9 protein-coding genes and 2 pseudogenes are annotated in these 13,219 nt (G+C 73.2%); 5 read left to right on the forward strand and 6 right to left on the reverse strand.

The window, feature by feature from the left end:
• Window positions 1–43 precede the first annotated feature (43 nt).
• On the reverse strand, window positions 44–1,522 hold the full coding sequence (locus ABZV77_RS12450; protein WP_356254227.1) for a sugar transferase: 1,479 nt from the start codon (window positions 1,520–1,522) through the stop codon (window positions 44–46).
• A gap of 823 nt (window positions 1,523–2,345) precedes the next feature.
• Here ABZV77_RS12450 and ABZV77_RS12455 point away from each other — a divergent pair.
• The 5 genes and pseudogenes from ABZV77_RS12455 to ABZV77_RS12475 form a co-directional block, all read left to right on the forward strand.
• Window positions 2,346–3,188: pseudogene (locus tag ABZV77_RS12455) on the forward strand (polyprenyl synthetase family protein); the annotation flags it as partial.
• 74 nt (window positions 3,189–3,262) lie between these two features.
• Window positions 3,263–3,580: a hypothetical protein gene (locus ABZV77_RS12460; RefSeq protein WP_356254230.1), complete on the forward strand. Its 318-nt coding sequence runs from the start codon at window positions 3,263–3,265 to the stop codon at window positions 3,578–3,580.
• Window positions 3,577–5,061 carry a phytoene desaturase gene (locus ABZV77_RS12465; protein ID WP_356254233.1) on the forward strand — a complete coding sequence of 495 codons (1,485 nt, stop codon included), beginning with the start codon at window positions 3,577–3,579 and terminating at the stop codon, window positions 5,059–5,061. The genes ABZV77_RS12460 and ABZV77_RS12465 overlap by 4 nt, the downstream gene beginning before the upstream one ends.
• Complete coding sequence (locus ABZV77_RS12470) at window positions 5,058–6,086, forward strand: phytoene/squalene synthase family protein (protein WP_356254336.1); 1,029 nt, start codon at window positions 5,058–5,060, stop codon at window positions 6,084–6,086. The genes ABZV77_RS12465 and ABZV77_RS12470 overlap by 4 nt, the downstream gene beginning before the upstream one ends.
• A gap of 5 nt (window positions 6,087–6,091) precedes the next feature.
• Window positions 6,092–7,111 (forward strand): DUF5914 domain-containing protein, encoded by a 1,020-nt coding sequence (locus tag ABZV77_RS12475; RefSeq protein WP_356254236.1) that lies wholly within the window; start codon window positions 6,092–6,094, stop codon window positions 7,109–7,111.
• Between the two features lie 30 nt (window positions 7,112–7,141).
• On the opposite strand, the gene ABZV77_RS12480 is transcribed toward ABZV77_RS12475, so the two are convergent.
• The 5 genes and pseudogenes from ABZV77_RS12480 to ABZV77_RS12500 form a co-directional block, all read right to left on the reverse strand.
• Entirely contained in the window at window positions 7,142–9,190 is a 2,049-nt protein-coding gene (locus tag ABZV77_RS12480; RefSeq protein ID WP_356254239.1) for a regulator, read from the reverse strand.
• Window positions 9,191–9,298: 108 nt separating this feature from the next.
• On the reverse strand, window positions 9,299–10,864 hold the full coding sequence (locus ABZV77_RS12485) for an FAD-dependent oxidoreductase (protein WP_356254241.1): 1,566 nt from the start codon (window positions 10,862–10,864) through the stop codon (window positions 9,299–9,301).
• Window positions 10,861–11,589 carry a class I SAM-dependent methyltransferase gene (locus tag ABZV77_RS12490; protein ID WP_356254244.1) on the reverse strand — a complete coding sequence of 243 codons (729 nt, stop codon included), beginning with the start codon at window positions 11,587–11,589 and terminating at the stop codon, window positions 10,861–10,863. The genes ABZV77_RS12485 and ABZV77_RS12490 overlap by 4 nt, the downstream gene beginning before the upstream one ends.
• Before the next feature lies 1 nt (window position 11,590).
• Window positions 11,591–12,847: a lycopene cyclase family protein gene (locus ABZV77_RS12495; RefSeq protein ID WP_356254247.1), complete on the reverse strand. Its 1,257-nt coding sequence runs from the start codon at window positions 12,845–12,847 to the stop codon at window positions 11,591–11,593.
• A 105-nt stretch (window positions 12,848–12,952) separates the two neighbouring features.
• Window positions 12,953–13,219: pseudogene (locus ABZV77_RS12500) on the reverse strand (hypothetical protein); the annotation flags it as partial.

Consider the following 13,219-nt stretch of genomic DNA (forward strand, 5'->3'; position numbering starts at 1 on the left):
CGGCCTGCTGTTCGCGTCCGTATCGGACGCCGGTCCCCGCGCATCAGTACGCCCCCTGCCCGTGGATCACCGCGCGCAGTGTCTTCCACAAGATCACCGTGTCGAGGGCGAGCGACCAGTCCTCGACGTAGCGCAGGTCGAGGCGGACCGCCTCCTCCCACGGCAGGTCACTGCGTCCGCTGATCTGCCACAGGCCGGTGAGCCCCGGCTTGACCAGCAACCGCCGCCGGATGTCCGGGCCGTACGCGGCGGACTCCTCGGGCAGCGGAGGCCGCGGCCCGACGAGCGACATCGATCCGGTGAGGACGTTGAACAGCTGCGGGAGCTCGTCGATCGAGTACCGGCGCAGCACTGCTCCCACCCGGGTGACCCGCGGGTCACGGCGGAGCTTGAACAGCAGTCCTGCGCCCTCGTTGCTGTCGGCCAGCTGGGCGCGCGCGCTGTGCGCCCCGGTGACCATGGTGCGGAACTTGAAGATGGTGAACTCGCGGCCGTCCTTGCCGACTCTTCGCTGCCGGTAGAGCGCCCCTCCCCGGCTGTCCGCCAGGACGAGCAGCCCGACGAGCACCATCAGCGGTGCGAAGAGCATCAGCAGGATCGCCGCGCCCAGCCGGTCGACGACCCCTTTGACGACCCGGCGGCCGCCGGTGAAGGCCGGCATGCTGACCCGCAGCAGCGGGATGCCGAGCACCGCGTCGACGTGCAGCCGCGGTCCCGCCACCTCCATCAGGACGGGGGCCACGACCATCTCGGCATCGCTGCCTTCGAGGTTCCAGGCCAGCCGCTGCAGCCGGTCGGGGGACCAGTGCGGATCCGGTGTGACCGCGACGACCCGGTAGCCGTCGCGGCGCACGTGGCCCGCGACGTCCGCGAGGCCGCCGACGATCGGCACGCCGTCCAGATGGTCGCCGTCGGGCCCGAGGCCGTCCGCCGTGCACACCGCCTCCACCCGCCAGCCGAGATGCGGGAACTTGCGGGCCCTGCTGATCAGGTCGAGCACGGTGGCCGGGCTCCCGGCGGCGAGCACCGGTCGCAGACACCGGCCGTCCTGCCGCTGCTTGTGCAGCCGCAGGCGCAGCAGATACCGCGCGGTCATCGTGAGGAGCCCGATCGCGGGGATCGCGACGAAGATCCAGAGCTTGATGTTCCGCGATGTGAGGGCGATTCCGCCGAGCGCGAGTACGACAACGGCCGTGAACAACGAGCGGCCGAGCCGCCTGAATTCCTCGGCGCCTTGGCCGAGCACGGACGGAGCCCATGCACGGCTCATAGCAAGCGCTGCCAGCACCAGTAACTCGGTGCCGAATGCGAGAATGCCCCACTTCTCGTGCCAGTTGGCCGCATCCCGGGCCCCGAAGAAGATACCGATTCCCGCCACCACGAAAGCGGTAGCCACGGTATCGCTGGTGATCACGGTACGTCGGTACCGCTGCTCCCATTCGGTTGCGGGTTGGTTGATTGTTCCATTCGTCAGACGATTGCGCGCCGACGGAAACGGGCTGACTAATCCCCCCTGCCGCACAGAACCCCCCAGGTCCCCAGTGGTTCGACGTGTTCGCCCAGCACTGTCCCCTCCCCCCGGGAGGCCCCCGCCCCCCGCGCTGTTCCACCCCTCGGGAGGCCCCCGCCTCCCGTACCGCGCCGTTCCTCCCCGCGGGAAGACCGCGCCCCACGCGCATGACTTCCCGGCTATTCCAGCGCTATTTGAACAACCCACCCCTGGCGGCAACCGAATGCACGCCTGGCCAGACTCTCGAACCGGTGCCGGAACCCGCCGAAACCCCGGGCGCTCCCCGCACCCAAAGCCCCTAATCGGGCTCCAAAAATTGATCACCCCCACGTCTGACACCGAGGACGCGACTGCTCGCTGTCCGTAGCGCCGGACCTATTGATCATTAATGGTCGCCTCGTGCCCGAACAGCTGAAGCACGGACAATCTAGAGCATGGGGACGGACATGGAGAGGGGATGTGTGGAATTTGTGCCTGCCCTTTGGCGCCGGATCGGCGATTCGGTGAACGCTCACACATCTGTAACGGCGAGGACACGCCCCGTGACCAGGGCATATGCGGGTCCCCCCGCTCGCGGGCGCCTGCGACCCGGAGTCGGGGCCGCCGTGCCGACGTCCGGATGCCTGACGCAATTTCGACCCAAATTCGGCAATGAGATGGCCAAATTCATGGCCAGGTCGGCTGGTTGAGGGCGGCGCGGCGGTAGCGGGGCCTCCGCCCGTGCCGTGGCGGTGACGGGCCGGTTCGTGGCGTGCGGGTGCATCCGAGGGGCCCTCGGCGGCCGAAGCGTTCTGTAGCCCGTATCGATCAAGTGCCACGGCTGGGAGGACGCTCCATGCGCTCGGGATCCGCAGAGGGGACGAAGCAGAACACCCTGGGTGGTGAGGGCGCACACGACGGCGCACGGCAGGGCACACACGAGGGCGCACGCGAGGGCGCATACGTCATCGACGCCGACGTGTCCGCCGCGGTGCAGCGCACGTTGGAGGAGATCCTCCACCAACGGCTGGAGGAAGCCAGGGCCATCGATCCCACCTTCGCCGGGGACATCGCGGCCCGCGTGGCCCGGTTCACCCTGCGCGGCGGCAAGCGCATTCGCTCCCGGTTCCTGTGGTGGGGGCTGCGGGCGTGTGCGGGAGGTGCCGGGTCCGGTCAGGCGGACGCGGCCCTGCAGCTGGCCGCGGGACTCGAACTCATCCAGACGTGCGCCCTGGTGCACGACGACGTCATGGACGGCTCACCGCTGCGCCGGGGCCGGGACGCCCTCCACGTACAACTCCAGAATCAGTACGGCCCCTCCATACGGCAGGCTCAGCCCTTCGGAGTGGCCGCCGCGATCCTCGCCGGTGATCTGGCGCTCAGCTGGGCCGACGACGTGGTCGCCGCGACCGGTCTCGACGCGGTGCAGGCGCCCCGGGTCCGCGGACTGTGGCAGGCCATGCGGGCGGAGATGGTGGCGGGCCAGTACCTGGACCTCCAGGCACAGGCCACCGGTGCGCGGTCGATGATCAGATCCGTCCGGACGGCCGCGCTCAAGAGCGCCCTGTACTCGGTGGAACGCCCGCTGGCGTTCGGCGCGGCGCTGGCCGGTGCCGACGAGGCGACGACCCGCGCCCTGTGCTCGGCGGGGCGCTGCGCCGGAATCGCTTTCCAACTACGGGACGACCTCTTCGGCGCGTTCGGCGAGCCCGGGGAGACCGGCAAGCCCTCCGGGGACGACATTCGCGACGGCAAGGCACGTACCTCCTGGCCGTGGCCACCGCCCGGGCCGAGACCGCGGCGGACCACGACGTGCTCGCGCTCCTCGCCCGCTGTGTGGGCCGGGCCGACCTGGACGACGACGACGTGCACAGGGTGCGGGAGGCATTCGTTTCGACCGGGGCCCGCCAGATCGTCGAGGACAAGATCCGCCGTCTGGTCCGGCAGGCGCACCGGCACCTCGCCTCCGGTGTCCTGGTCCCGCACGCGGAACGGCGACTGCACGACCTCTTCCTCCGTGTGGCCGGTCTGTCCCCGGCCGACGGGACGGCGGCCCTGCACCTTCCCCGGACCGAGAGCGGGAGCCGATGAGGACCATTCCTGGGCGGACCGACCACGTCGTGGTCGTGGGCGCGGGGCTCGCGGGCCTGTCAGCCGCCCTGCACCTGCTGGGCTCGGGCCGCGCGGTCACGGTGGTCGAACGCGCCGACCACCCGGGCGGCCGGGCCGGGTCGTTGGAGCGGGCGGGCTACCGGATCGACACCGGCCCCACGGTCCTGACCATGCCGGAACTCGTCGAGGACGCCTTCGCCGCGGTGGGCGAGAGCCTGCGCGACCGGCTGGACCTCGTGGCGCTGCACCCGGCCTACCGGGCCCGGTTCGCCGACGGCAGCGCACTGGACGTGCACACCTCCCCCGAAGCCATGGAAGCCGAGATCGAACGCTTCGCCGGTGCCCGGCAGGCGGTGGGATACCGGCGGCTGCGCGCCTGGCTGACGCAGCTCTACCGGCTCCAGATGCGCCGGTTCATCGACGCCAACTTCGACTCGCCGCTGCAACTGCTGACCCCCGATCTGGCCCGGCTCGCCGCGCTCGGCGGCTTCGGGCGCCTGGACGCACGTATCGCCTCGTTCATCTCCGACGAGCGGCTGCGGCGGGTCTTCTCCTTCCAGGCGCTGTACGCGGGCGTGCCACCGGCCAGGGCCCTGGCCGCCTATGCGGTCATCGCCTACATGGACACCGTCGCAGGGGTGTACTTCCCGCGGGGCGGCATGCACGCCCTGCCGCGGGCCATGGCGGACGCCGCCGCGCACGCAGGCGCCGACCTCCGGTACGGGCACACGGTCCAGCACCTCGAGCGGTCCGGCTCCCGGATCACGGCCGTCGTCACCGACCGGGACCGCATCCCCTGCGACGCTGTCGTCCTCACCCCGGACCTCCCCGTCGCATACGGACTCCTGGGGCGCGCACCGCGCCGTCCGACGCCGCTGCGGCACTCGCCGTCCGCCGTGGTCCTGCACCTCGGGACCGACCGCACCTGGCCCCAACTGGCCCACCACACGATCTCCTTCGGGTCGGCCTGGAAGCGCACCTTCGACGAACTGACCCGCACCGGGAACCTCATGTCCGACCCGTCCCTGCTCATCACCCGGCCGACGGCCACCGATCCCGCCCTGGCCCCGCCGGGCCGCCATCTGCACTACGTGCTTGCCCCCTGCCCCAACACCGACATCGGTCCCGCCGCACGGGACTGGACCGACCTCGCGCCCCGCTACCGCGACAGCATCCTCGCCGAACTGGAGCGGCGCGGACTGACCGGGATCGGGGCGGCCGTCGAAGAGGAGTGCCTGGTGACCCCCGCGGACTGGACAGCCCAGGGCCATGCCGCGGGCACCCCGTTCTCCGCCGCCCACACCTTCGCGCAGACCGGCCCCTTCCGGCCCCGGAACCTGGTGCGGGGCACGGACAACGCGGTCCTCGCGGGCTGCGGCACCACGCCCGGTGTGGGCGTGCCCACGGTCCTGATCTCCGGCAAGCTGGCCGCCGCGCGCATCACGGCGGGGAACGGATGAGCACCCGGGAGCTGGACGCGGCGGCGATCACCGACCCCGTGCTGCGCGCCGCCTACAGCCACTGCCGACGCCTCAACGCCCGCCACGGCAAGACGTACTTCCTGGCGACCCGACTGCTGCCCTTGGAGCGACGGCCCGCCGTGCACGCCCTGTACGGCTTCGCACGGTGGGCCGACGACATCGTCGACGACCTGGAGGTCACGACCGCACCCGCCGAGCGCTCCCTGGCACTGCGTCGGCTCCAGGTCCAGCTGGAGCGGGGGATGCGGACCGGGTCGAGCAGCGAACCCGTCGTGACGGCCCTGGCCGACACCGCCCGCCGGTACGCCATCGACTCGCAGCACTTCAGCGACTTCATGACGTCGATGCGGCTGGACCTGGAGGTGACCGAGTACCCCACCTATCAGGATCTGGAGCGGTACATGCATGGCTCGGCCGCCGTCATCGGTCTGCAGATGCTGCCCGTGCTCGGCACCGTCGTCCCCCGCGCCGAGGCCGCCCCGCACGCCGCCGCCCTGGGTGTCGCCTTCCAGCTCACCAACTTCTTGCGGGATGTGGGTGAGGACCTGGACCGCGGCCGGACCTATCTGCCGCAGGAGTTGCTCGCCGCGCACGGCGTCGACCGCGCGCTGCTGCACTGGAGCCGCACCACCGGACGCACGGACCCCAGGGTCACGGAGGCGCTGCAGGCTGCCGCCGCTTTCACCCGCGGCGTCTACCGCACGGCCGCACCGGGCCTGGCCATGCTGGATCCCGTCGCACGCCCCTGCATCCGCACCGCCTTCGTGCTGTACGGCGCGATCCTGGACGCGATCGCCGACGACGGGTACGCCGTCCTGCACCGTCGGGCGGTCGTCTCCCGCCGCCGTCGCGCCATGGTCGCCTGCGACGGCCTGGTCCGGGTGGCCGCCGCACGGCTGAGGCACCGTCAGGACGGCGGCCCCGCGCTGCCGCCCGCCCCGCACGGACACGCGCCGTCGCCCGACGGCGCGTGCACCCCACCGTCCCGGAAGGAACCGGTGTGACCGGTATGAGCAGCAGCCGCTCCCCCGAGCCCGGGCGCTACCCGCTGCGGCTGCGCCGTCGCCCCGTCGCCTGGGAGGACCAGCGCCCGACGTGGCGCGAAGCCCGACCGGCCGTGATCGCCGCCGCGTTGAAGCGCGCCCAGAGCCGCCCTTCCGGCAACTGGTACGTGGTGGGCGCCACCCGGCAGCTCAGGGACGACCGTCCGCTGGGCCGCACGGTGGCGGGGCGGGAGCTCGTCCTGTGGCGCGACGCCGAGGGAGTGCTGCGGGCGGGCCCGGGCGCCTGCCCGCACCTGGGCGCACCGCTCAAGGACAGCCCGGTGCGCTGCGGCACGCTGATCTGCCACTGGCACGGCATGTCCCTGGACGGGCAGCCGTTCGCGGGCTGGAGCCCCTACCCCGCCTTCGACGACGGAGTGCTGCTCTGGGTCAGGCTCGACGACATCGGCGGCGAACGGCCGCTGGACCGGCCCGTGCTCCCCCGGCGCCCCGCCCTCGCGCACAGCGTGGCGGCCGTGATGACGGTGGGCGGGCGCTGCGAGCCCGAGGACGTCGTCGCCAACCGGCTCGACCCGTGGCACGGCGCGTGGTTCCACCCGTACTCCTTCGTCGATCTGACCGTGGCCCCCCTCACGGACGACGACCAGGACGATCCGCAGCAGGACGCGTTCACCGTCGACGTGTCCTTCAAGGTGGCGGGGCGCGCGGTCGTGCCGGTGCGGGCGGTCTTCACCGCCCCGGAGCCCCGCACCGTCATCATGCACATCACCCGTGGCGAGGGCGCGGGTTCCGTGGTGGAGACCCATGCGACGCCCCTGGGCAGGGACCGGGCAGGGCACCCCCGTACCGCGGTCGTCGAAGCGGTGATCGCCACGTCCGGGCGCCCCGGCTTCCTCGCCGCCAAGGCCGCTGCGCCCGCGCTGCGGCCCCTCATGCGGGCGGCGGCGGGCCGTCTGTGGCGCGACGACCTGGCGTACGCGGAGCGCCGCTGGACGCTGCGCAGCTCGGGCCGGTTTCCGGGCTGAGCGCGGTTCCCGTATGGGAAGGACGGCGCGTCACACCCCGCTGGAGAGGCTCCCGTCGACCGCAAGGGCCACCACGGCGCCCGGCTCGGCCTCCATACCGCGTTGGAACGCCCGCTCGAAGACCTCCTCGCCCGCGGTGGCGCGGGCCGTCCGCCAGCACGTCTCGCGCACCTCCCGCAGCTCGGGCATGCCCCGCTGCGTGTGCCCCACCGAGCGCCAGCACGACTCGCCCGCGCCGGAGAGCAGCGCGGCCGTCTCCCCCTGGCCCCGGGCCGCGGCCGCCGCGGCCAGCAGGTCCATGCCGAGTGCGACGCCGAAGCTGTCCCCGAGCCCGCGCTTGCCCGCCAGCATGGCGCGGGCGTGCTCGGAGGCCCGCTCCGGTTCGCCCTGGAGGAGCGCGATGAGCGCCAGTTGGTAGTCGGTGTAGGCCCGCGTCCAGCGCTCGTCGCGGGCCACGCAACCGGCCCGCAGCGAGGCGGCCTTGCGCGCCGCCTCCGGCAGACGGCCGAGGCCCGTGAGGGCGAACACCTCGACGAGGTGGCAGCGCAGGACCGAGGGTGAGGCGAAGGGCGACGCCGGTGCCTGCCGGAGCGCGTCGACGGCCACGATGTGCGCCTCGTCGGCCCGGCCGCCCAACAGGTGGGTGATGCCCAGCAGATAGGCCGCCGCGACGCGTCCTTCGGCGTCGTCCGAGCGCGCCGCGTCCCGTGCGCACCGGCGGCCGATGTCCTTGGCCGTGCGGTGGTCTCCCTGCAGCAGGGCGGCCACACCGAGCGCCCATTGCGCCTTGGCCCGTTCCGGGGTGTGGGACGGGGCGAGGGGCAGGGCCCGGGTCAGATAGGCGCGGGCCTCGCGGAGGTGGCCGCAGCAGCTCCAGAAGAAGCCGACCAGGCCCGCGAGTTCCACGGCCCGGCGGGGCTCCGTGTCGACGAGGTGGTCCAGCGCCGCGCACAGGTCGGTGTGGGCCTCGCCGATGGTCCGGTACCAGGTGGCCTGGTCCTGGCCGAGCCAGCCCGCGTCGGCCGCCCGGGCCAGGGCGAGGAAGTGCGCGGCGTGCCGGTTCTGGAGCGTCTCGCGCTGCCCGAGCTCGCCGAGCCACATCCAGCCGTAGTCGCGGACGCTGCCCAGGAGCCGGAACCGGCCGTCCGGCCTGCGGCTGACCACGGACTTGACCGTCAGCCCGCGCAGCGCGGTGCCGACCGCCTCCGCGGACATCGGCCCTCCTGAGCAGACGCTGCGGGCGGCGTCCTCGTCGAAGGTGTCCCGGAAGACCGAGAGCCGCGCCCAGAGCAACCGCTCCAGCGGATCGCAGAGTTCGTGGCTCCACCCCATGGCGGTGCGCAGGGAGCGGTGGCGGCGGGGCCAGACGGGCCGCACGGCCGTCAGGGTCGGCTCCTGCGCCTGCAACCGGCTGCGGAGTTCCTTGAGGGGGTGGTGCATGACCTGCGCGGCGGCGAGTTCGAGGGCGAGGGGGACGCCGTCGAGCAGTCGGCAGATTTCGCCGGCGTCCTCGTCCTGCTGGGCGGTGCGCACGCGCAGGGCGGGAGCCACGGCGACGGCGCGGTCGATGAAGAGGGCCGTCGCGTCCCCGTCGTGGGGCAGCGGGCCGACCTCGATGACGGTTTCGACGGGCAGGTCGAGCCGCTGCCTGCTGGTGACCAGGACGGTGAGGTGCGGGCAGGCCGTGAGCAGCTCGCCGAGCAACTCGCGGCAGGCGGCGACGAGATGCTCGCAGGAGTCGAGCACCAGCAGTATCCGCCGGTCGGACAGCCAGCCGCAGAGCGCCTCGGTCGGCCTGCCGTGCGTGTGGTCCGCGAACCCGACGGCGTCCGCCACGGTCTCGACCAGCCGCCGCTCGTCCGGCAGGGCGCCCAGATCGGCCCAGCAGAGCTCGCCCAGCGCCTCGGCCTCCGCGTCCGGCAGGGACCAGAGGGTGTGCGAGGCGAGCCGGGTCTTCCCCACGCCTCCCAGTCCGGTGAGGGTGGTCAACCGATGCGCGGTGAGAGCCGGGACCAGCCTGTCCCGCTCGGCCGCCCGCCCGACGAAGAGGTCCTCGGGCTCCGGAACGCTGCCTAACATGTGGACATCCTCCACCAGTTGTCCGGACGCCGGATCACATGATCGCTCGGACGAGTGATCACTGGGTCAGTGGGTCGCCCGGCCCCTTGGCCGGGCCGGTTCTCGGGCTCATGTGCCGACCAGCCGGTTGAGTGCCCGCAGCGCCCGCACCCGCCCCCGGACCGGCACCGACCACAGTGTCTGGCCGCTCAGCCCCCAGCGTGCGAGCAGCGCGTTCGCGGCGAGGAATCCCGTCGTCACGGCACGCTCCATCAGGGCGGCGGGCAGATCGGCGCGGACCAGGTCGCCCGCGACGGTCAGGGCCGGGTCCGCGGTGTGCACGGTGGGCCGGTCCTGGTAGCCGCCCACCTCGAACAGCGGGCAGTCGGCACGCCATTCGTGCCGCTCGTCCACGATCTTGGCGTCGCGCGTCTCGGGGTAGAGGCGCTGCAACTGCACCCGCAGGCGTTCCTGTTCCGCCGTCCGGTCGGCGCCCGACTCCACCGCGTAGGCGTGCAGTTCGACCACCGAGCCGCCGGTGCGGGCGACCCAGCGCAGGGCCTCGCCCTCCCACCGTTCCAGCACGCTGACGTTGTCCAGGGACCCGAATCCGCTGGTCCCCATGAACCCCGGGCGGTCGGCGGCCACGGGGCGGTCGAGCCACAGCCGGGAGACGAGGAAGGGCGGGGCGGTACGCAACCTCATGACCCGCTCCCGCCACTGGCGGTCGGCCAGCCGGGGCGACCGTGCGACGACGTGCTGCAGGCCCGCCGTGTCGAGGGCGAGCACCACGGTGTCGTGCCGTGTTGCGCCGTTCTCAGTGGTGACACGGAACCCGCCGCCCGGTGCCGGTTGCAGGCTCTCCACCGGGTCCCCGGTGCGGATGTCGACGCCGTGACCGGTGAGGTAGTCGGCCAGCGGCTCCCAGAGGGCCGCGGGGAAGGGTTCCTGCGGTACGTCGAAGAGCAGGCCCTCGCTGGAGCCGAGGAAGTAGATGTGGAACATGAGGGCGAGTTCGGCGGCCGACAGCTGGCGGGGGTCGGCGAAGAAGCTGCGGGAGAACACCTCGAAGGCCAGGTGGTGGGCCGCTTCGGGGAACCTGATGCGTTCGAGCAGCTCTTGCGCGCTGGTGCGGTCGAGCTGCCGGTAGATCTCGGGGACGCGCACATCCATCAGCGGCAGTGCGGCGCGGGGGTTCATCCGGGCCATGTCGCGCACGCCGAAGGTGGGGCTCAGCGCGGCGAAGCCGAGCGCGCTCCACGGCGGGGTGCGCGGCACCTTCGCGAAGCTGTCCTGGAATCCCGCGCTGTGCCGCAGCGGATAGTCGGGCAGGCCGGTCAGCGTGCTCAGGCCGGGGTCCACCCGGCGCAGCAGGCCGCGCAGGTTGTAGTACTGGCGGAAGAAGGCGTGGAAGCCGCGGGTCATGGTCGCCGTGGAGCCGTCGGCGAGCTCGATGGGCCAGCCTGCCAGGCGGCCGCCCAGTTGGTACTCGCGCTCGTACAGGGTCACTTTGACGCCGCGTTCGGCCAGGGCCGTGGCGGCGGCCAGACCGGCGAGGCCGCCGCCCACGACGGCCGTCGTGCGGGTCTGGCCCTGTGGCACGCGCGCGAGTCCTGACGGGGCCTGCCACACCCGGGCGCGGCGGTCGCGGCCGCGGCGGGCCGCCGCGGCCGGTGCCGTGACGTGACGGTTCATCGGGCCGCCTCGCCGGAGTCGTCGGCCGAGGCCAGCACGGTGTGCACGATGCCGGTCTGCCAGCCGGGCATCGGCAGAACGCGTACGCGGGTGAACCCGGCCCTTCGGGTGCGTGCGGCGAACGCGTCGGCGGTGTCGAAGCCGGACACGCTGCGGAACAGGTGGCGGTAGAGGGCGCCGTCACCGGCCAGGGTGCCCGCGGGCTGCACCACCGCTCTGCAGACGGCCGTCCACACCAGACGGTCCGTCAGGCGCCCGCTGAGGGTGTATTCGTGCACGGCCAGTCGGCCGTGCGGGGCGAGCAGCGCGCGGACCGCGGCGAGGACGGCGTCCGGGTCGGCGAGGTTGCGGAAGAGGTAGGCGGCGAAGACCGCGTCGAAGGGCCCCTCCACACCCGCCTGTTCGAGCCCCTCGGCGGGGGCGTGCACGAACGTCACGGTGGGCGGCCAGGGCTTGGCCTCGGCGCGCTCCAGCATGCCCGCCGACGCGTCGACCGCGACGATCTCGGCCAGCGGCGCGACGCTGCGCAGCGCCGCGGTGGAGGCGCCGGTCCCGCAGCCCAGGTCGAGCAGCCGCAACCCGGCGCCGCCAGCGGGCAGTTGCAGCCGCCGGGCGGAGCGGCGGAGGTGCGCGTGGTAGCCGGGGTTGGCCGCGACCAGCCGGTCGTAGGTGCGGGCGGCGTGGTCGAACGCGGCGGACAGGGTGTCGTCGCGCAGCACGGTCATCTCAGTTCTCTTTCCGGTCGGCCGACCGTCCGGCCCCGGGGGCGGGCGCCGGGGTGGGGGCGGAAGCGGGGGCGTGGGCCCGGTACTTGGGGAGTCGGGGCAGCTCGGCGGCCGTGCGCAGCATCGGGGCCACGGGGGTGTGCAGCCCGATCGTCAGGTCCTCGCGGACGCTGGTGCGCCCGTCGAGGAAGCGGAGCAGCCGCTCCATGGGGACCTGGCGGAAGAGGCGGGTGAAGAACGACGCCCCGCTCACCCGGCCGGTGTCCAGGGCACGCAGCAGTACGGCGTCCATGGCCCGTGACCGCGCCGAGTGCGCGGGGGGCGGTTGTGGGGTGCGGCCCCGGTGGTAGGCGGCGGCGATGGCACGTGTCTGTCGCTGGATGGCGGCGAAGGTGTACCCGGTCGAGGGCCGGGTCGCGCCGCCCGCGGTGCCGATGCGGAAGACGGAGCGCCCTGCGCGGCGCGGGAAGCGCGCGTCGGTCATGGGGATCACGCCGTGCTCCACGCGGACGACTTCGTGGGCGCCGAGGGCCAGTTCGTGGGTCAAGTACTGCCTCAGCGCCTCGTCGTACGCCTCGTCGTCGAGGACCTGGCGGGAGAACTCCGTGTACTCGATCAGGGCCTGGTGCGGGCTGATGGGCAGCACGTAGGCGAAGGAGAGGCCGTGCGGGGGCTGGCGGGTGCGGAAGTCCATCAGGTCCGCCACCAGCGGGTCGAAGGCGGGCCGGTCGGTCGTGACGAACCACCCGTGGAAGTGCTGCAGCAGCGTGGTCCTGCCCGGCGGCAGGACTCTCAACGGGCGCGAGTCGAACACCCATCGGGCGCACAGCGTCAGGGGGCGCCCGCCGGGTGTGCGCGTGTGGACCTCGGCGCCGTTGCCGACGTCGCGGATCTCCTCGACCACCGCCTCCAGGCGTGCCACGTTCGACTCGTCGGCGAGGCGGTCGCCGACGAGGGACTCGAAGGAACTGGAGCGCAGCATCTTGTAGCGCAGCGGGGCGGGCGAGGCGGCGACGGCGGTGCCGTCGGGGGCACGGACGCGCAGGGTGTCCCAGACCGCGGTCAGGGCGGCGTCGAACTCGCCGTGCGGCTCCTCCCAGAAGCACCAGGTGCGCTCCGCGGGCTTCAGCGGCCCCGCGGGCGCGTCGACCAGGACCACCGACGGCGTCCGGCCACCGGGACGGCCGACGGCCAGCCGGTAGGCGAGCGACAGGCCCGCCGCACCTGCCCCCACGATGGCGATGTCCGTGTCCTGCATGAAGCCCCTCGCCGGTCGTCCGCCCATGCCCAGCTTTCCGCACGGGACCGCCACTTGGATGCACCGACGGCGCGGAGATCCGTCGGACGTCCCGTCGGAGGGTCCCTAGGCGCGGCCGTTGCGCAGGTCGGCGAGGGCTTCGCGGGCCGAGGTCAGGGCTTCGGCCGTGCGGTGGGGCGTGCTCAGGAGGGTGACGGCGTCCCGGAGGCCGGTGCAGCGGGCGAGTCCGGTGAGCGCGGTCCGCCCCCAGCCCGGCCCCGACGGCAAGACGAGAGCGCGCCTGCGGGCTCCCGCGGGCCCCCACTCCATGGCCGCCACCCGCCGGGCAACCCCCTCACCCGCCGTGCCACGGGCCTGCGACCAGAGCACAAC

Origin of the sequence: Streptomyces sp. NPDC004732 (assembly GCF_040609235.1) — a bacterium.
Taxonomy (GTDB): domain Bacteria; phylum Actinomycetota; class Actinomycetes; order Streptomycetales; family Streptomycetaceae; genus Streptomyces.